At 70.1% G+C, this 17,825-nt stretch carries 18 protein-coding genes; 4 read left to right on the top strand and 14 right to left on the bottom strand.

Going from position 1 to position 17,825, the window contains the following annotated elements; all coding sequences use genetic code 11:
- Window positions 1-41 precede the first annotated feature (41 nt).
- The 3 genes from HT102_RS07345 to sigE all read right to left on the bottom strand — a co-directional run bounded on the left by HT102_RS07345 (window position 42) and on the right by sigE (window position 2,828).
- Window positions 42-1,517, bottom strand: a complete 1,476-nt coding sequence (locus tag HT102_RS07345) for a S1C family serine protease (RefSeq protein ID WP_333473331.1) — start codon at window positions 1,515-1,517, stop codon at window positions 42-44.
- Window positions 1,514-1,972 carry a zf-HC2 domain-containing protein gene (locus HT102_RS07340; RefSeq protein ID WP_225443338.1) on the bottom strand — a complete coding sequence of 153 codons (459 nt, stop codon included), beginning with the start codon at window positions 1,970-1,972 and terminating at the stop codon, window positions 1,514-1,516. The genes HT102_RS07345 and HT102_RS07340 overlap by 4 nt, the downstream gene beginning before the upstream one ends.
- A 142-nt stretch (window positions 1,973-2,114) precedes the next feature.
- On the bottom strand, window positions 2,115-2,828 hold the full coding sequence (sigE, locus tag HT102_RS07335; protein WP_192038735.1) for an RNA polymerase sigma factor SigE: 714 nt from the start codon (window positions 2,826-2,828) through the stop codon (window positions 2,115-2,117).
- 283 nt (window positions 2,829-3,111) lie between these two features.
- On the opposite strand from sigE, the gene HT102_RS07330 reads away from it, so the two are divergent.
- Window positions 3,112-3,723 carry an O-methyltransferase gene (locus HT102_RS07330; protein WP_225443395.1) on the top strand — a complete coding sequence of 204 codons (612 nt, stop codon included), beginning with the start codon at window positions 3,112-3,114 and terminating at the stop codon, window positions 3,721-3,723.
- A gap of 36 nt (window positions 3,724-3,759) precedes the next feature.
- On the opposite strand, the gene glgC is transcribed toward HT102_RS07330, so the two are convergent.
- From glgC to HT102_RS07280, 10 genes are all read right to left on the bottom strand, one after another.
- A complete protein-coding gene (gene glgC / locus HT102_RS07325; protein ID WP_192038733.1) occupies window positions 3,760-4,974 on the bottom strand; it encodes a glucose-1-phosphate adenylyltransferase in 1,215 nt (404 codons plus the stop codon).
- Window positions 4,975-5,064: 90 nt separating this feature from the next.
- A complete protein-coding gene (locus HT102_RS07320; RefSeq protein ID WP_333473330.1) occupies window positions 5,065-5,940 on the bottom strand; it encodes a putative RNA methyltransferase in 876 nt (291 codons plus the stop codon).
- On the bottom strand, window positions 5,937-7,349 hold the full coding sequence (locus HT102_RS07315; RefSeq protein ID WP_192038731.1) for a leucyl aminopeptidase family protein: 1,413 nt from the start codon (window positions 7,347-7,349) through the stop codon (window positions 5,937-5,939). The genes HT102_RS07320 and HT102_RS07315 overlap by 4 nt, the downstream gene beginning before the upstream one ends.
- A 132-nt stretch (window positions 7,350-7,481) precedes the next feature.
- On the bottom strand, window positions 7,482-7,649 hold the full coding sequence (locus tag HT102_RS07310; RefSeq protein ID WP_149360916.1) for a DUF3117 domain-containing protein: 168 nt from the start codon (window positions 7,647-7,649) through the stop codon (window positions 7,482-7,484).
- Window positions 7,650-7,875: 226 nt separating this feature from the next.
- Window positions 7,876-8,193: a DivIVA domain-containing protein gene (locus HT102_RS07305; RefSeq protein ID WP_192038730.1), complete on the bottom strand. Its 318-nt coding sequence runs from the start codon at window positions 8,191-8,193 to the stop codon at window positions 7,876-7,878.
- Entirely contained in the window at window positions 8,190-9,143 is a 954-nt protein-coding gene (locus HT102_RS07300; RefSeq protein ID WP_192038729.1) for a glucosyl-3-phosphoglycerate synthase, read from the bottom strand. The genes HT102_RS07305 and HT102_RS07300 overlap by 4 nt, the downstream gene beginning before the upstream one ends.
- Window positions 9,140-10,015, bottom strand: coding sequence for a dihydropteroate synthase (gene folP / locus HT102_RS07295; protein WP_192038728.1), 876 nt, complete (start codon window positions 10,013-10,015; stop codon window positions 9,140-9,142). Before folP ends, HT102_RS07300 begins: the two co-directional genes overlap by 4 nt.
- Window positions 10,016-10,068: 53 nt before the next feature.
- Window positions 10,069-10,593 (bottom strand): LOG family protein, encoded by a 525-nt coding sequence (locus HT102_RS07290; RefSeq protein WP_192038844.1) that lies wholly within the window; start codon window positions 10,591-10,593, stop codon window positions 10,069-10,071.
- Window positions 10,594-10,613: 20 nt separating this feature from the next.
- Entirely contained in the window at window positions 10,614-11,471 is an 858-nt protein-coding gene (locus tag HT102_RS07285) for an LOG family protein (RefSeq protein WP_192038727.1), read from the bottom strand.
- Window positions 11,472-11,518: 47 nt separating this feature from the next.
- Window positions 11,519-11,956 carry a MarR family winged helix-turn-helix transcriptional regulator gene (locus tag HT102_RS07280; protein ID WP_192038726.1) on the bottom strand — a complete coding sequence of 146 codons (438 nt, stop codon included), beginning with the start codon at window positions 11,954-11,956 and terminating at the stop codon, window positions 11,519-11,521.
- A 48-nt stretch (window positions 11,957-12,004) separates the two neighbouring features.
- On the opposite strand from HT102_RS07280, the gene HT102_RS07275 reads away from it, so the two are divergent.
- Window positions 12,005-14,185: an MMPL family transporter gene (locus HT102_RS07275; protein WP_192038725.1), complete on the top strand. Its 2,181-nt coding sequence runs from the start codon at window positions 12,005-12,007 to the stop codon at window positions 14,183-14,185.
- On the opposite strand, the gene dapE is transcribed toward HT102_RS07275, so the two are convergent.
- The gene (gene dapE, locus HT102_RS07270; protein WP_192038724.1) at window positions 14,170-15,234 is read right to left on the bottom strand and encodes a succinyl-diaminopimelate desuccinylase; all 1,065 of its coding nucleotides are present in this window, start codon (window positions 15,232-15,234) and stop codon (window positions 14,170-14,172) included. The genes HT102_RS07275 and dapE overlap by 16 nt on opposite strands.
- A gap of 116 nt (window positions 15,235-15,350) precedes the next feature.
- On the opposite strand from dapE, the gene dapD reads away from it, so the two are divergent.
- Both dapD and HT102_RS07260 read left to right on the top strand, forming a co-directional pair.
- Window positions 15,351-16,328: a 2,3,4,5-tetrahydropyridine-2,6-dicarboxylate N-succinyltransferase gene (gene dapD / locus HT102_RS07265; RefSeq protein WP_192038723.1), complete on the top strand. Its 978-nt coding sequence runs from the start codon at window positions 15,351-15,353 to the stop codon at window positions 16,326-16,328.
- Window positions 16,329-16,425: 97 nt separating this feature from the next.
- Window positions 16,426-17,796: an amino acid permease gene (locus tag HT102_RS07260; RefSeq protein ID WP_192038722.1), complete on the top strand. Its 1,371-nt coding sequence runs from the start codon at window positions 16,426-16,428 to the stop codon at window positions 17,794-17,796.
- Window positions 17,797-17,825 lie beyond the last annotated feature (29 nt).

The raw sequence follows: 17,825 nt of genomic DNA, 5'->3' as shown, positions 1-17,825 counted from the left end.
GTATCAGCACGATGCCGCGCCAGGAGCGCGCCGAGCACCGGTCAGGACAGGATGCGGGGTGTCACCTGGATCTCGAGGGGGCGCCCTTGCCGCCGCACCTCGAGGGTCACCGATTCCCCTACGGGCAGCTCGCCGATCGCCACGGTCAGCTCATCGCTGCTGAACACCTCGCGGCCAGCGACCCGCGTCACCACGTCGCCCTCGCGCAGTCCCGCTTCCTCCGCGGGGCTGCCCGCCGCGACGTTCGCGATCTGAGCCCCCGCTACGGCCTCGTTGACCACGGTGCGGGCGGTGACCCCGATGCCGGGGTGGTCGACGCGGCCGCTCCGGATGAGCTCCTGGACGATGCGCGCCGCGGTATCGGACGGAATGGCGAAGCCGAGCCCGATGGAGCCTCCGGTGCTGGACTGGATGGCGGTGTTGATGCCGATGATCCGGCCGGCGAGGTCCACAAGAGGCCCGCCGGAGTTGCCGGGATTGATCGATGCATCGGTCTGGATGGCATCGATGACGCCGTCGGTGTCGCTGCCGGGGCCGGAAAGCGGCACTGCCCGGTTGAGGGCGCTGACGATTCCCGTGGTGACGGTGCGGTCGAGCCCGAGGGGGGCGCCGATGGCGATGACTTCCTCGCCTACCTGCACCTCGCTGGAACTCCCGAACTCGGCCACGGTCAGGTTGTCGGCATCGGTGCGCAGCACGGCGAGATCGGTGCGGGTATCACGGCCCACGATGGTGGCGCTGGCCCGGGATCCGTCGAAGAACAGCAGCTCGATCTCGGCATCGGCGTTGCGGGCCCCGATCGAGATGACGTGATTGTTGGTGACGATGTATCCGGCCTCGTCGATGATCACACCGGAGCCGGTCGTGGCCTGGTTGCCGACGCGGACACGGATCGAGACGACAGCAGGGGTCACCGCGCGGGCGACCTCGACGACCTCTCCGCGGGGCGCATCGCCTTCCTCGCCCGCGACCTGCGCGACCGACACCTTGGTGCTGGTGCGCGATTCATAGACCTCGGCGGTGACGCGGCCGATGAGTCCTCCGGCGACGCCGATCAGGACGGCAACGAGGCCGAGGGTCGCGAGCGCCCGCCAGGACACGCGGCCGCCGAGCAGGACCTCGCGCGTGGTCAGCGGGGGCAGTGCGGTCGCGGGCGTGGCCGGGGAGTTCCCGGCTGGCTCGTCGACGGGGTTGCCCAGGGTTACCGGCGCGGCGGGATCCCGCCAGGGATCCGCGGGAGGGGTCTCGGTCCGCGGGGAGCGTTGTTGATCACGCGGATCGCGTTGCAGCACATCGGTCGAGCCGTCTGGCCGCCCGAATGCCTCGGCGAGGATCGGGTCGGGCTCGCGGACGGTGATGCCTGGGTCGCTGCGGGCCTCGTGGCGGCTCTCGGTGGCGGAGGGGCCGTCGACGCCGGAAGGGCGTCCGAACGCGCGGGAGGTCGCATCGTCGATCGTGGGGCGGTGGATGGGCCGGGGCTCGAGGCGCGGCGGCCCTGCGGTGTCCGCGCGGTTCACGGGCGCTTCCGGCGTCGCTTCCTCTGCGGGCTCGGCGCCGCCACCGGGAACCCGGGCGCGACGTCCTGGTCGTTCGTGGGGATCCGGGCGAGGGCGCTCAGCAGCGAGGCGGGTGCTCCTACGGGATCCGCGCGGCGCAGCGCGGCGCGGGCCTGGCTCTGCGCGTGGATCTGATCGCGGCACTCGCCGCACTGGGCGATGTGGGCGCTGGCCCTCAGGTGCGGCCCCATCGCGAGCTCGCCGTCAACGTAGGCGGCGACAGCCTCGGGCGACAGGTGCTCGGTGGAGGAGAATGTCCGGCGCGGCGCCGCGGGGAGGAAGCGCTCCTCCAGGCTCCCCGGCGCTGGCTGCGCGTAGGACGTGTTGCTGCGCTCGTCGTGGCCATGCGGGAAGATGCTCCACGCGCCGAAGGCCGCGAACCGCCATCCGCTACCGCCTCGTCCCGACACCATCATCACACCTCCCCTGCTGCGTATCTGACCGGTTTCCACGCTACGCCACTTGCGCGAGAGGTGGCGCGCTTGGAGAGTCTACCGGGACTGGCTCGCTGGCGCGGGTGGCCTCGCCAGCGCGCGCGACCGGGCTACCGTGGCTTGCTCAGCGGCTCGCGTGGCCGGAAGCCACGTGCTCGAGGCCTCCGGGGTCGAGCACGCCCCTGCGCTCGAGGCTATCGCGCAGCGCTTGTCGGCCGCGATGGATCCGGCTGCGCACGGTGCCGAGCTTGACGCCCAGGGTCGCGGCGATCTCCTCGTAGGACAATCCCTCGATGTCGCACAGGACCACGGCGGCACGGTACTCGGGCGCGAGCGAATCGAGCGCGCGCTGCAGGTGCGGGTCGAGGTGGGTGTCGTGGTAGACCTGCTGCGGATCCGGGGTGCCGGAGGGGACCCGGTCGTAGTCCTCGGGCAATGCCTCCATGCGGATCCTGCTGCGGCGCCGCACCATGTCGAGGAACAGGTTGGTGGTGATGCGGTGCAGCCAGCCCTCGAACACGCCGGGCTGGTACGAGGACAGCGACTTGAAGACCCGGATGAAGGTCTCTTGCGTCAGGTCCTCGGCATCGTGCGCGTTGCCGGACAGCCGGTAGGCCAGGCGGTACACGCGATCGGCGTGCTCGCGGACGATCTCGTCCCAGCTCGGCAGCGGAACGGCACCATCGGTCGTATCGAACGCGGCGGTGCCATCCATGGCCGGCGCGACGGGGGCCGGTGCGGCCTGCCCGCCGCTAGCCTCCGCGGCCGCGGCATCACTGCTGGTGGCGCTGCCGCTTGCCTGCCACGCCTCGCGCGTTCCTGGTCCCGAGAACCACATCAAGCTTCGTGCCGCCTCCCCGTCAAGACTCCTGCCGGCCAATCCTCTTCGAGGTAACACCACGGGGAGCGAGAACATTCCCCCCGGCGATGAGCCGACCGGTATGCCATACCGGTACTTCCGTGCAGCTCTACTGTCTCTGATCGGAGTATGCCGGTACTATGATCAGGCTAAGTTTCTGCTGAGAATGCAGCGGGCTCGATGGACCCGCTTCCGCGTGCCTCACGCCGAAGCGCCCCCCTGGAAGGATAACCTCACAGTCGTGCTTGCCAATGCCGACCTGATGCTTTCCCACGCCGAGACCTCCGTGGCGGAGGACGATACGTTCCGCGCCGCCCGCGAGTTCTCCGATGATCTCGGGGCCCGGGCGGTCACGCCCGCGACCGGAGCCCTCCTCGCCTTCCTGGCCCGGCTCGCCTCCGCGCGCGCGGTCGTGGAGATCGGCACCGGTGCCGGGGTGAGCGGCCTCTACCTCCTGCGCGGGATGGCGCAGGATGGTGTCCTCACCACCATCGACACCGACACCGAGCATCTGCGCGCGGCGCGGCGCGCGTTCCGGGAAGCCGGTGTGGCCACGACGCGCACCCGGCTCATCAACGGCCGCGCCCTCGACGTGCTCCCCCGCCTCGCGGATGGGGCCTACGACATCATCTTTGTCGACGCCAACGTCATCGACCAGCCGTCCTTCGTGGCCGCGAGCTCGCGGTTGCTCCGGCCCGGCGGCATCCTCATCGTCAACGCGGCCCTGCTCGGCGGGCGCGCCAGCGATCAGAGCCAGCAGGATCCGGCGGCGGTCAGCGCCCGCGAGGCCACGACGATGATCACCGAGGACGATTCGCTGACCGAGCTCATCATTCCCCTGGGCGAGGGCGTGCTCTGCGCCATCCGTTCCTGAACGCGCGGGCGGGCCGTCCGTAGGAGCCCACGGGTCCTAGACCCACACGCCCTTGCCGACCGCCACGACGCCCCCGGCGCTCACCGCGAAGCGCTCGCGGTCCTGCTCGGCATCGACCCCGATCATCGCGCCCTCCCCGACGACGACGTTCTTGTCGAGGATCGCGTGCCGGACGATCGCCCCGCGGCCGATGCGCGCGCCGGGCATGATGACGCTTCCCTCGACCGACGCCCCCGCGTTGACCAGCACGTTGGAGCTGAGGACCGAGTGGCGCACCACGGCCCCGGCGATGATGCTGCCCGCGCCCACCACGGATTCCTGCGCGAGCCCGCCCTCGATGAACTTGGCGGGGGCGAGGTTCTCCGCCTCTCCCCGGATGGGCCATTTGCGGTTGTAGAGGTTGAATACGGGCTGGGGAGATACGAGGTCCATGTGTGCCTCGTAGAAGGCGTCGATGGTTCCGACGTCGCGCCAGTAGCCGCGGTCGCGCTCCGTGGCGCCCGGAACGTGATTGTCATCGAAGTCGTAGACGTGGGCCTCCCCTCTCGCGACCAGCATCGGGATGATGTCGCCGCCCATGTCATGATCGGAGTCCTGGTTGCCCGCGTCCTCCCGCAGTGCCTCCACGAGCGCCTTGGTGGTGAAGACGTAGTTGCCCATCGACGCGAATGTCACCTCGGGGTCATCCGGGGTGCTGGGTGGATCCAGCGGCTTCTCGACGAACCGGGTGATCCTGCCGGTCTCGTCGGCATCGATGCAGCCGAACGCGGTGGCCTCCTTGCGGGGGACCCGGATCCCCGCGACCGTGGCGCCCGCTCCGGAGGCGATGTGCTGCTCGACCATCTGCTGCGGATCCATCCGGTAGACGTGGTCCGCGCCGAACACGACGATGTACTCGGGGTCCTCGTCGACGACGAGGTTCATCGACTGGAAGATGGCATCAGCGCTGCCGGTGTACCAGCGTGGCCCGAGCCGCTGCTGGGCGGGGACCGGGGTGATGTACTCGCCAGCGAGGCCGGACAGCCGCCAGTTCTGCGAGATGTGGCGATCCAGCGAATGGGACTTGTACTGCGTGAGCACGCAGATCCGCAAGTAGCCAGCGTTGACGAGGTTGCTCAGCACAAAATCGATCAGCCGGTAGGCGCCCCCGAACGGCACGGCGGGCTTGGCCCGGTCCGCGGTCAAGGGGTAGAGGCGCTTGCCCTCCCCGCCGGCGAGCACGATCCCGAGTACGTGTGGCTGACTCCTCACGGTTCCCAACCTATCGTTGACGGGCCGGGGCGGCTAGCCGAATGGCCGCGGCTCATCGCCTAGCGCAACGCTGGTTCCAGCGCGCCGCCCCTAGCGCGCGGGTGGAGCAGCGAGCCGGTACTCGGCGATGTCGACCGAGAGCGTCAAGGGCAGGTGGGTGGTTGCCGCGGCCGCCTCGAATGCCGACTCGACGGCGCGGGCGCGCTGCTGCGGATCAAGATGCCGGGCGGTGGGACCCATCGCGAGGACCAGGGACGCTTCCTCCGGTGTCACATCGACGGTGGCCCGCACCTCGTGGATCTCCTGCTCGACGAAGCGATCACCCAGCGTCGCCGCGAGCCGTTCCCCCTTTCGCTCGTCGATGCCGAGCACTCCGTCGATGCGGGCGAGCTCGGCGAGGTGGCGCGCGGCAGGGGTCGCGATCAGCCAGGTTCCACCGGGGCGGAGGATGCGCGCGGTCTCGACGGCATTGCGCGGCGCGAAGACTGTCATGGCCACGTCCGCGCACTCGCTGGCGAGCGGGAGGCCCGACCACACGTCGGCGATGATCGCCCCGGCACGGGGGTGGGCGCGAGCGAGGCGCCGGGCAGCGGGCTTGGACACGTCGATGCCTATGCCGTGGCTTGCTGGGGCCTTCTCGAGCGCGGCCGCGAGGTAGTTGCCGATGCCCGCGCCCAGATCGACGATCACCGGATCAGGGCGGCTCCGGGCCACCCGGGCAGCGATGCCGGCGATCGCCTGCTCGACGAGGCGGTAGGGCCCGCGAGCGAAGAGCTCCTCGCGCGCGGCGATCATGGCGGCATCATCCCCATGGATGGGGTTGCGCCCGCCACGCAGGAGCGACACATAGCCCTGCCGGGCGATATCGAACGCGTGGCCGCTGCTGCACCGCATGGACCGGTCCGTGCGCGCGAGCGGCTGGGCGCAGTGGGGGCAGCGCAGGCATGCGACGACGCGATCGATCACGGGGCAGCGAGCTGCTCGACGACCGTGGCAAGGGTGCGCGCGGCGAATCCCGACGCGACGGGGTTGACCTCGTCGTAGGTTTCCTCGGTGCGGGCGGGCCCGGCGATATCGAGGTGCGCCCAGGGCACATCGCTCACGAACTCGCGCAGGAAAAGGGCCGCGGTGATCGCGCCCGGCCCGGCTGGTGCCTGCCGGACGTCGGCGATGCGGGAGCTGACCGCGTCCTGGTACTCGGCGGACAGCGGCAGCCGCCACCACTTCTCTCCCACGGTGGCGCCGGCCCGCGCGATGCGCTGCGCGAGATCATCGGACTCGGTGAGGATGGCGCCGGTCCGCATCCCGAGCGCGATCTTCATGGCACCGGTGAGCGTGGCTGCGTCGATGATCAGATCGGGCTCGAGGGTGGCGACGGCGTAGGCGAGGGCGTCAGCGAGGACCATCCGGCCCTCCGCGTCGGTGTTGGTGACCTCCGAGGTGATGCCCCCGTAGTGGGTGACGACGTCGCCTGGCCGGTAGGCGCTGCCGGAGAGCATGTTCTCCGCCGACGGCAGCAGCGCGGTGACGGCGATCGGGAGGTCGAGCTCCGCGATGGCCGCCATGGCACCAGCCACGGCCGCGGCCCCGGCCATATCGGTCTTCATCAGGTGCATGTTAGCCGCGGGCTTGACCGAGATGCCGCCGGTGTCGAAGGTGATGCCCTTGCCGACCAGCACGATGTGGCCGCTGGCCCCAGCGGGCCGCCACCGGATCTCGGTGAGCCGGGGCGGCTCGGCCGATCCACTGCCCACCGCGAGGATCCCGCCGAATCCGTGCTGCCGCAGCCACGTCTCGTCCCTGATCGTTGCCTCGAGGCCCTCGGGGAGCGCGTGCTCGATCATCCGGGCGAGCTCGCGGGGCGGCTTGAGGTTGGAGGGCATCATCGCGAGATCCCGGGCGAGAGCGGTGCCGCGGGCGAGCGCCTGGGCATGGCGGATCGTGGCGCTGACGTCGTCGTGGTGCTGCACGAGGACCTGGCCCAGCGGCGCGGTCCTCGTTGTTGCCAGTGTGAGCTCATGGGAACCGGCGACGATGCCGATGGTCAGGGCATGGACCTCGGCCTCGGTGGTGGTGCGGGGCATCTCGACCACCACCACATCGATGCCGAGCTCGGCTCCATGCTCCCGCCCCGCGCGGGCGAGCGCCGCGCCCGCCGCGCGCCATCGCCGGCCGGGGTCCTCCCCCTCGGTCGGCGAATCGATCCGCACCGTCCACTGGCTGCTGTTGCGCGCGTCGATCTCGACAGGGTTGCACCAGCGTGGCGCATCACCATCAGTGATGACCGCGCGGGCGACGTTGGGGCTCGATTCGGAGAGGTCCTCGTGCCCCTGGCGGACCGCGGTCAGGGAGGTGGGAATCGCTGGGTGGGGCATGTGGCTCCTTGCGGTGCATGGGCGAGCCCCGCGCGGCTCGGGCCGGTGGCCGCTGGCCCGCGCGGGGCTCGTATCGTTCAGGGGCTCCCGGTTGCCCGGGCCGGGGCGGGGATGCTCCTCCACCCGTCCGCGCTAGCCCGTGACGTCCTTCAGCGCATCGCCGAGATCAGCGGCTTCCTGCGGAGTGAGTTCCACGACGAGGCGCCCTCCCCCCTCGAGCGGCACGCGCATCACGATTCCGCGTCCCTCCTTGGTTGCCTCGAGAGGACCGTCACCAGTCCGGGGCTTCATCGCCGCCATCTCTGCTCCCTCCAAAACTCGTGCCTGCCCCAGCGGATCCGGGGCTGCCGATGCCAGGCATCTCAGTCTAGTCCGCGCGAGCACGGGCCGTCCCGGCCACCCACAGGGGCGGCACGCCAATCAGCACGACACGATTATCCCCCGCGACACGCGGGAACAGCGGCCACGACACCAGGTTCCGCGCATCCGCCGGTGCCGATACGTCCTTGTCCCTCGGTGATCGCGCCTAGCGCTGCTTCCCGGGCGGGGCCTGCTGGGCCGACGGCTCGAGCTGGCGGACCTGCTCCCGCAGGTCGTCGATCTCCCGGCCCAGCCTGTCGAGCACCCAATCGACCTCGGCGGCCTTGTACCCACGCAGTACTTGCTGGAACCGCACCGCCCGCACGTCCGCACCGGTGACCTCGTCGCGAGGCAGCCAGGTGGGGGTCGTTCCCGGCGCCACCGGCGGCACATCCTCGCCACGACCGAACGTCAGCGCCGCGAGCACGAACAGCACCACCGCCACACCGACGATGCCCAGCACATACAGCAGCAACGTGATCATGCGCGCTTGCGCTCCCCGTCGCGCAAGCGGCGCGCTAGCTCCGCGAGGGGAGGCCGATCCTCCTGTTGCACGGGCTCGGTCCGCGACCGGTAGCCGCCAGCGGACGGCATGTACTGCGTCAGGGGAGTTCCGGAGTCCGCGATGCCCAATCGATCCAGCGCGGTCGCGAGGATCTGCCGGCTCATGAAGCCCAGATCGCTGAGTGGTCGATTGCGATGCTGCCGGACTCCCAGGTTGACCTGCGCGATGCCGTGCATGCCGTGGCGCCGGTACGCGTCCAGCAGGATGCCGATCTCTACCCCGTAACCAGGAGCGAACGGGATCGCGGCTAGCAGCTCCCGGGTCCCGGCGTACTCGCCGCCAAGCGGCTGGAACACCGCGGCAAGCTCCGGGCGCAGCGCCGCCAGCAGGGGCCGCGCCACGAGCTCGGTGACCCGTCCGCCGCCATGCTGGTCCACCCCGGCCCCCTCCCGCAGGGGCCGCCGGTAGTAGCCCTTGACCAGTTCCACGCCCTGTCGCAACAACAGAGGGCCGACCAGGCCGGGAACGAACATCGGATCAGGATCGATCAGGTCCGAGTCGATGAACACGATGAGATCGCCCCGGCTCGCCGCCACGCCCCGCCACAGTGCCTCGCCCTTGCCCGGCATCGGCGCCACGCCCGGCAGCGCCTCCTCGCGGCTGATGACCGTCGCCCCCGCCGCCCGGGCCCGCGCGGCAGTCGCGTCGGTGCAGCCGGAGTCCAGCACGATCAGCTCATCGACCAGCGACCCCAGCAGCGGCGTGATCGAGCCGACCACCGCGCCCACGGTGGCCTCCTCGTCGAGGGCGGGCAGCACCACCGAGATGGTGCGGCCCCGCTTAGCGGCCACGAGCTCGGGTATCGACCACGGGATGGAATCCCAGCTATGGGTGCGCAGCCATTCGTGGCGCAGGGGTGTGATCGTCACGCCAGGCCCCTCACCGTGCGCGCGGGCTGCCGGGTGCCGGCGATCGCGGCCACCATGTCCACCACGCGGCGGGTCTGCGCCACCTCATGCACGCGGAACACCCGGGCGCCGGTCCATGCGGCTACTGCTGTGGCGGCCAACGTGCCCTCCAATCGCTCCGTGAGGCTCGCATCAAGCGTTTCACCGATGAAATCCTTGTTGCTCAGCGCCATCAAGACAGGCCATGGAGTCTTCACGAGAACGTCTAGCCGACGCAACAAAGCGAGGCCGTGGAAGGTGTTCTTGCCGAAGTCATGGGTCGGATCGATGAGGATCCCGTCCGCCCGCACCCCAGCGCCGACCGCGCGCTCCGCCGCGCGCTGCAGCTCCGCGGCGACCTCGGCGACGATATCGCGGTAGCGGACGCGGTGCGGCCTCGTCCGTGGCTGCGCCCCGCCGGTGTGGGAGCAGACGATGCCCGCCCCGACCTCGGCAGCCACGTGCACGAGGTCCGGATCATGCCCGGCCCAGGTGTCGTTGATCAGGTCGGCACCGGCGTCGCAGGCCTGCCGCGCGACCTCCGCCCGCCAGGTATCGACGCTGATGACGATCCCCGGGTGGGCGGACCGCACGGCCTCAACGAAGGGCACCACGCGCCGCCGCTCCTCCGCCGCATCGACCATCGAGCCGGGGCCAGCCTTGACGCCGCCGATATCGATGATGTCCGCGCCCTCCTCGACCGCGCGGTGCACCAGGCTCATCGCGGCATCATCGCGGAAATGGGCGCCGCGGTCATAGAACGAGTCGGGCGTGCGGTTGACGATCGCCATGACCAGCGCCCGGTCCTCGGCCACGGGCCGGCCACACAGCGTCGACGCCTCACCGGTTTGCATGCTTCCATCGTGGCACGATCCCCGGCGCGCATGCCGTACCGGCAGGTGAACAGCTATCCGCAGCGGTCCAGGGCTTCCCTCAGGGAGCGGACGCGGGAGATCCGCGCGAGCGCGGCGTCCCCGACGAAGCCCGCCGGGCGCAACGACTCGAGCCAGTCGAAGAACCCGTCGTAGTGCCCGCCCGGGTCGAGGATGACCACGGGCTTGTCATGCATCCCCAGGTAGCCCGCCGTCCATGCCTCGGTGAACTCCTCCAGCGTCCCGATGCCGCCGGGCAGGACGAGGAAGGCATCCGCGCGCTGCTCCATGTGCTTCTTGCGCTGCCGCATGGTGTCGGTGACGATCAGCTCGTCCGCCTCGGTGTCCGCGACCTCGCGGTGCACCAGTGCCTTGGGGATGACGCCCACCGGCCAGGCCCCGGCCGCCCGCGCCGCCGTGGCGACAGCACCCATCATCGACACGTTGCCGCCGCCGGATACCAGGCCCCAGCCACGGTCGCCGAGAGCCTCGCCCACCTCGGAGGCCAGCTGCAGGTGTACCTCGGGGACGGGGCCCGACGCGCAATACACCGCGATCATGCGCTGCCCGCGCGAGCCGCTCACGGGGCGGTCCTGTCCGCTGCGCGAGGGGCGAGCCTGTCCGTTATGCGTGGGTCTGTTGCGCGCGGCGAGGCGAGGGCCTCGTGGATGTGATCCTGCGCGGCATCGATGATCGCGATCGCCTCGGCCACGCTGTCGGTGACATGGATCAGGTCCACATCGCGCGGCGAGACCGTGCCGCTCTCGAGCAACTGGTCGGTGATCCACTGCACCAGGCCGCCCCAGAAGCGAGTGCCGAGCAGGATGATCGGGAACCGGGTGACCTTGCGGGTCTGCACGAGCGTGAGCGCCTCGAAGAGCTCATCGAGGGTGCCGAACCCCCCGGGCAGGCAGATGAATGCTTGCGAGTACTTGACGAACATCGTCTTGCGGACGAAGAAGTAGCGGAAATCTATGCCGAGGTCCACCCAGTCGTTGAGTCCCTGCTCGAACGGCAGCTCGATGCCTAGCCCGACCGAGAGCCCTCCCGCGTCGCTCGCGCCCTTGTTGGCGCCCTCCATCACTCCCGGCCCGCCACCGGTGATGACCGCGTACCCGGCCTCGGCGAGGGCGGCACCGATCTTCCGGGCGGACTCGTACTCGCCGGTTCCCGGTCCGGTGCGCGCCGACCCGAACACTGATACGGCCCGTGGCATCTCGGCGAGCGCGCCGAAGCCCTCGACGAACTCCGCCTGGATGCGCATCACCCGCCACGGATCGGTGTGCACCCAGTCGCTGGGGCCGCGCTGGTCCAGCAGCCGCTGATCGGTGGTGGAGTCGTCGCAGTCGATGTCCCGGCGCAGGCGGACTGGCCCGCACTGCTGGTCCCACGTGTGGCGGGGGTGGTGTGGGTCGTCTCGCGTGTCGTCGGGCGCCATGCGGCGAGAGTATCGGCACGGGCATCGCCGCTCAACCGAGGGTGTGATCAGTGGCCGGGACCGGTGCGCTCGAGGTGGGCGATGAGGGCGAGCAGGTGGCGGCGAAGCTCGGTCTGGTCCTCGAGGCCGGCGATGAGCCGCGGGTCGCTGCGCTCCTGCTGGAGCACCGCTTCGTACCGCTGCCGCCCGGTATCGGTGATGCGGACCTCGGTGCGTCGCTGGTCGGCCGGGTCGCGGTGACGGGTGACGCAGCCGAGCTCAGCGAGCCTGTCGAGGGTGCGGCTCATGGTCTGGTCGGTGACGCGGCAGCGGCGCGCGATCTCGCGCTGGTACTGCGGCTCGTCGGCGAGGCAGTGCAGCGCGATGAGCCCGGCATGGGTGAGGCCGTGCTCGGCGAGCACCTGCTCCCAGGCGTGCTCGAGCCGGCGCGCGGCGACAGAGAGCAGCCGTCCAGTAGGCCAGTCGGCGAGGTCGTCGTCATTCATTCCGAACCTCCCCGTGCATTGTTAAGCTTGCTGAACAATAATGTGATCATGGCGCTCACCGACACCCCCTCCCCAGAACCTCCCGGTCCGGATCATTCCCGCGCGCGCGGTCGCTTGCGCTGGATCCTGCCCGCCCTGCTGCTCATTGGCTGGCTCGCCCTCGGCGGGGTCGCTGGCCCCTTCGCGGGCAAGCTTAGCGAGGTCCAGGTCAACGATTCCGCATCCTTCCTCCCCGCCTCCGCCGAATCCACCGAGGTCCAGGAGCTCCAGGCCCTGTTCACCGACAACGAGGCGCTGCCCGCGATCATCGTCGCCGAGCGAGCCAGCGGCATCACCGCCGAGGACGCGGCATTCCTCCAGCAGACCACTGCCGAGGCCTCCGGGCAGCCCGGCTACGCGGCTCCCCCCTCGCCCCCGATCCCCTCGCAGGACGGCCAGGCGTTGCAGGTGATCGTTCCCCTCGATACCACGATCGATGTCGCCGACACCGTCGAGCAGCTCCGCGACAACCTCGCTCGCGCGCCCGACGGCCTCACTGTCCTCGTCACCGGCCCCGGTGGGCAAGCGGCCGACCTCGGCGAAGCGTTCGCCGGCATCGACGGCCTGCTGCTCGGCGTGGCGGCGACCGTCGTCATCATCATCCTTGTCATCGTCTACCGCAGCCCGCTGCTGCCCTTCATCGTGGTCACCAGCGCCATCCTCGCGCTGAGCCTCGCCAGCTTCCTCGTCTACCTGCTCGCCGATGCCGGAACGCTCACCCTTAACGGGCAGAGCCAGGGCAGCCTGTTCATCCTTGTCTTCGGCGCCGCCACCGACTATGCGCTGCTGCTCGTCGCCCGCTATCGGGAGGAGCTGCACCACCACGAGGACCGGTTCGCCGCGATGGCCCGGGCCTGGAAGGCCGCGCTGCCGCCGATCGCCGCGTCCGCGGGAACCGTCATCGCCGGCGTGCTGTGCCTCCTGCTCTCCGACCTGAACTCCAACCGGGGCCTCGGGCCCGTGGCCGCGCTGGGCATCGTCGCCTCGTTCGTCGCCACCATGACCTTCCTCGCCGCCGTCCTCGCCCTCCTCGGGCGCTCCGCGTTCTGGCCCTACCGGCCGCGCCTCGAGCCCACGGGCACCGCGAACGGCAAGGACGCGTCCCGCTCGGTGTGGGCGAAGCTCGCCCGCCGCATCGAGGCCCGACCGCGCCGCTACTGGGTCGTGCCGCTCATCGGCCTGCTCGCGCTCGCCGCGTTCCTGCCGACCCTGCGCGCCGACGGCGTGGCGCAATCGGACTTCTTCCTGCTCCCCGTGGAGTCGCAGCAGGGCCAGGAGGTGCTCGAGCAGCACTTCGATGCAGGAACGGGTTCCCCGGTCATCATCATCGCCGAGGCCGAGGCGCTCGATCCGGTGCTCGCCGCGACCCGGATCGACGGCATAGCCGACGCCACCGCGACCCCAGATCCCGCTACCGGGCAGCCCCTCGTCCGAGACGGCCTCGTGCGGATCGAAGCGACCCTCACCGATGCCGCCGACTCCGCGGCGGCGGAGAGCACTGTCCGCGACCTGCGTTCCGGGCTCGCGAGCGTCGAGGGCGCGGATGCGCTCGTCGGCGGGCAGACAGCACTGCAGCTCGATACCAATGACACCTCCGCGCGCGACCGCACCGTCATCATCCCGATGGTGGTCCTCGTGGTGTTCCTCATCCTCGCGATGCTGCTGCGATCCCTGCTCACCCCGTTGTTCCTGATGGCCACGGTGGTGCTGTCCTTCGCCGCCACGCTCGGCGCGAGCGCGCTGGTCTTCAACCACGTGCTCGGGTTCCCGGGAGCCGACCCCGCCATCCCGCTGTTCGCGTTCGTCTTCCTCGTCGCGCTCGGCATCGACTACAACATCTTCCTCATGACCCGGGCACGGGAGGAGGCAGGACGCATTGGCACCCGGGACGGGGTGCTGCGCGCCCTCGTGGTCACCGGTGGCGTCATCACCTCGGCCGGCATCGTGCTCGCGGCCACGTTCGCCGCGCTGTCGGTGATCCCGTTGCTGTTCCTCGCGCAGATCGCGTTCATCGTCGCGTTCGGCGTGCTGCTCGACGCGCTGATCGTGCGCTCGCTGCTCGTGCCCGCGGTGGTGCGCGAGGTCGGCCCACGGATCTGGTGGCCGGGCTCGCCCGACCGGAAGGAAGGCGGCCGCCATCGCTTCGACAAGGAGAGCGACCGGGTGACGGTGGATCAGCTGCTCAAGTAGGCACGCAGCGTCTCGGTCACGTCCGTGATCTGGTGCACCGGCACATGCTCGTCACGCCGGTGCGCCAGGTTCGGATCCCCCGGCCCCAGGTTCACCGCGGGAACGCCGCGCGCCGCGAAGCGGGACACATCGGTCCAGCCGTACTTGGCGCGCACCGAGCCCGCCGCGCGCACCAGCTCCGCCGCTGCGGGATTCGACAATCCCGGCAGCGCGCCCGGGGACAGATCGGTGACCGTCCATTGCAGCTCGATGCCCTCGAACACCTCGCGCACGTGGTCGAGGGCCTGCTCGCCCGAGCGATCCGGGGCGAACCGGAAGTTCACATCCACCGATGCCGCATCGGGCACCACGTTGCCCGCGACGCCACCATCGATGCGCACCGCCGACAACCCCTCCCGGTAGACGCAGCCGTCGATGTCGATCGACCGGGGCTCGTAGGCGGCGAGCCGCTCGAGCACCGGGGCGAGCCGATGGATCGCGTTCTCCCCCATCCAGGCGCGCGCGGTGTGCGAGCGAGTGCCGGACGCGGCGAGGTTGACGCGCAGCGTGCCCTGGCAGCCGGCCTCGATCACCCCGGCCGTCGGCTCGCCGAGGATCGCCACGTCCGCCTCGAGCCACTCCGGCATCTGCCGCTCGATCCGGGCGAGGCCATTGTGCTCGGCGGCGATCTCCTCGCAGTCGTAGAAGATCAGGGTGAGATCGAACCGCGGGTTCTCCAGCGTGGCCGCGAGGTGCAGGAACACCGCGTCCCCGGACTTCATGTCCACTGTGCCGCAGCCGTGCAGGATGTCGCCGTCGCGGCGCGAGGGCACGTTGTCGGCGATCGGCACGGTATCGAGATGCCCTGCGAGAATGACGCGCTGCGCCATGCCACGATCGGTCCGCGCGAGCACGACGTTGCCCGAGCGCATGATCTGGAAGGCTGGCGCCTGCTCGCGCAGCGCGATCTCCACCATGTCGGTGAGCCGCTTCTCATGGTGGGACTCGCTCGGGACATCCACGAGGGCCGCGGTGAGATCGATCGGGTCTGCGCGCAAGTCGAGGCTCATTTTTCCAGGTTAATCACAGGCTCCGGGCCGCCTTGGCGGTTTGCGGCGACAGTGCGCCATCTCTCACCCGCACGAGCCCGTGACCGGGGACGCGCCGGAATGTAACCTGTGTCCTCGTGAGTACTCCAGTGAAATCCTCCACCGGCGCCCAAGCAGTCGGCATCGCTAGCATCACCAACGACGGTGCCGTGCTCGACACCTGGTTCCCCGAACCCATGCTCGGTGATTTCGGCCCGGCAGGCACCGAGGTGCTCAACACGGCCGACACGCCCTCCGAGCTGATCGGCCTAGTCGGCGCCGATGATGACCGGGGCGTCCGCAAGGTCGCCGTGCGCACCACGCTCGCCGCGCTGAGCGACGCGCCCCTCGATCCCCATGACGTGTACCTGCGCCTGCACCTGCTGTCGCATTGCATGGTTCCTCCGCACGGGCTGAGCCTCGATGGCCAGTTCGGCCTGCTCTCCAACGTGGTGTGGACCAACTACGGCCCCTGCGCCGTGGATGGTTTCGAGAAGGTGCGCGCGCTGCTGCGCCGCCACGGTCCCGTCACCGTGTACAGCATCGACAAGTTCCCCCGCATGGTCGATTACGTCGTGCCCCGCGGGGTGCGCATCGCCGATGCCGACCGGGTACGCCTCGGCGCGCACCTCTCCCCCGGCACCACCGTGATGCACGAGGGATTCGTCAACTTCAACGCCGGCACGCTGGGCTCCTCCATGATCGAGGGCCGCATCTCCGCCGGTGTCGTCGTGGGCGATGGCTCCGATGTCGGCGGCGGCGCCTCGATCATGGGTACCCTCTCCGGCGGCGGCAAGGAGACCATCGAGGTCGGTGAGCGCTGCCTGCTCGGTGCCAACGCCGGGCTGGGCATCTCCCTCGGGGACGATTGCGTGATCGAGGCCGGGCTGTACGTCACCGCGGGCACGAAGGTCGCCGTGATCTCCGAGGGCCAGTCCACCATCGTCAAGGCGCGCGAGCTCAGCGGCCGCAACGGGCTGCTGTACCGCCGCAACTCGGTCTCGGGTGCCGTCGAGGGCGTACCCCGCGAGGGCACGGGCGTCGAGCTCAACGCCGCGCTGCACGCGAACGACTAGCCAGTTCCCTCCGCATCGCCCTGGCCCTCCGCCGCGCTCCTAGCGAGCCGCCGGCGAGAGGCCAAGGGCGATGCGTCCCCGCAGAAAGCCCGCGCGCATGAGCACAGCATCCCTCTCCACCGAGACCAACAACCTCGGCCATGGGCTGAAGGTCCGCCACCTCACGATGATGGGCCTCGGCTCCGCCATCGGCGCGGGCCTGTTCCTCGGTACTGGCGCGGGCATCTCCACCGCGGGCCCAGGCATCCTCATCTCGTACTGCATCGCCGGGTTCATCGTGATCCTGGTGATGCGCATGCTCGGCGAGATGGGCGCCGCGATCCCCGCGAGCGGATCGTTTTCCCACTACGCGCGCATCGGCATCGGGCCGGTAGCGGGCTTCGTGATGGGCTGGCTGTACTGGTCGCTGCGCGTGATGGTGATCGGCGCGGAGATCACCGGCGCGTCCGCGATCCTGCACTCGTGGCTTCCCGACGTGCCCCAGTGGGTGATCGCTGCGGTGATCGTGGTGTTCTTCGCCGCGGTGAACCTCTCGAGCGTCGGCAACTTCGGCGAGTTCGAGTTCTGGTTCGCGCTGATCAAGGTCGCGGTCATCGTGGCGTTCCTCATCCTGGGCGCGGGGCTCGTCCTCGGGCTGCTGCCCGGCACCGATCCCGTCGGACTAGTCAATCTCACCGAGCACGGCGGCTTCCTGCCCAACGGCATCGGCGGCATCGCGGCGGGCCTGCTGATCGTGGCTTTCGCGTTCGGTGGCATCGAGATCGTCACCATCGCCGCCGCGGAGTCCCGCGACCCGGAGCGCAGCATCGGTTTCGCGGTGCGCAGCGTCATCTGGCGCATCAGCCTGTTCTACATCGGCTCGGTGGCCATCATGGTGCTGCTGCTGCCGTGGGACTCCGAGACCATCGCGCAGAGCCCGTTCGTCTCGGTGCTCAACCTCGCCAACATCCCGTACGTGGCCGGCTTCATGGAGTTCGTCGTGGTCGCGGCGCTGCTGTCGGCCTACAACGCGCAGATGTACGCCACCTCGCGGATGGCGTACTCGTTGTCGAGCCGCGGCGACGGCCCACGCATCCTCACCCGCCTGACCCGCAACGACGTTCCCTTGTTCGCGATCCTGCTGTCGGTGTTCCTCAGCTTCGTCAGCGTGGCTCTAATCTGGTGGCTTCCCGGCACGCTGCTCGGGATCCTGCTGAACGCGGTGGGCGCCTCCCTGCTCGTGATCTGGATCTTCATCGCGATCGCGCAGCTACGCTTGCGCCGCCGCCTCGAGGAGCAAGGGCCGCTCGCTGTGCGGATGTGGCTGTTCCCCTATCTCACGTGGCTCGCGCTGGCCATGCTCGCGGGGCTCATCGTCCTGATGCTCACTGACGCCGACGCCCGCGACCAGTTGATCTCCACCGCGATCTTCTGCCTGCTGCTCACCGCGCTCGGCATGCTCAACCACCGCCAGGCGCGGGTGGCATAGCTGCCACCCTTCGCGAGCACCTGCCACTG

Source organism: Lolliginicoccus lacisalsi, assembly GCF_014841105.1.
In the GTDB taxonomy this organism is placed as follows: domain Bacteria; phylum Actinomycetota; class Actinomycetes; order Mycobacteriales; family Mycobacteriaceae; genus Lolliginicoccus; species Lolliginicoccus lacisalsi.
Note: the sequence above shows the minus strand (reverse complement) of the source record. Positions and strands in the feature narration are given on the sequence as shown.

What these genes read in the sequence shown, in the direction of transcription:
- HT102_RS07340 (WP_225443338.1), bottom strand. Translation starts at nt 1,972, where the DNA reads ATGATGGTGTCGGGACGAGGCGGTAGCGGATGGCGGTTCGCGGCCTTC.
- sigE (WP_192038735.1), bottom strand. Translation starts at nt 2,828, where the DNA reads ATGTGGTTCTCGGGACCAGGAACGCGCGAGGCGTGGCAGGCAAGCGGC.
- HT102_RS07330 (WP_225443395.1), top strand. Translation starts at nt 3,112, where the DNA reads ATGCTTTCCCACGCCGAGACCTCCGTGGCGGAGGACGATACGTTCCGC.
- HT102_RS07315 (WP_192038731.1), bottom strand. Translation starts at nt 7,349, where the DNA reads ATGCCCCACCCAGCGATTCCCACCTCCCTGACCGCGGTCCGCCAGGGG.
- HT102_RS07310 (WP_149360916.1), bottom strand. Translation starts at nt 7,649, where the DNA reads ATGGCGGCGATGAAGCCCCGGACTGGTGACGGTCCTCTCGAGGCAACC.
- HT102_RS07305 (WP_192038730.1), bottom strand. Translation starts at nt 8,193, where the DNA reads ATGATCACGTTGCTGCTGTATGTGCTGGGCATCGTCGGTGTGGCGGTG.
- folP (WP_192038728.1), bottom strand. Translation starts at nt 10,015, where the DNA reads ATGCAAACCGGTGAGGCGTCGACGCTGTGTGGCCGGCCCGTGGCCGAG.
- HT102_RS07290 (WP_192038844.1), bottom strand. Translation starts at nt 10,593, where the DNA reads ATGATCGCGGTGTATTGCGCGTCGGGCCCCGTCCCCGAGGTACACCTG.
- HT102_RS07285 (WP_192038727.1), bottom strand. Translation starts at nt 11,471, where the DNA reads ATGGCGCCCGACGACACGCGAGACGACCCACACCACCCCCGCCACACG.
- HT102_RS07280 (WP_192038726.1), bottom strand. Translation starts at nt 11,956, where the DNA reads ATGAATGACGACGACCTCGCCGACTGGCCTACTGGACGGCTGCTCTCT.
- HT102_RS07275 (WP_192038725.1), top strand. Translation starts at nt 12,005, where the DNA reads ATGGCGCTCACCGACACCCCCTCCCCAGAACCTCCCGGTCCGGATCAT.
- dapE (WP_192038724.1), bottom strand. Translation starts at nt 15,234, where the DNA reads ATGAGCCTCGACTTGCGCGCAGACCCGATCGATCTCACCGCGGCCCTC.
- HT102_RS07260 (WP_192038722.1), top strand. Translation starts at nt 16,426, where the DNA reads ATGAGCACAGCATCCCTCTCCACCGAGACCAACAACCTCGGCCATGGG.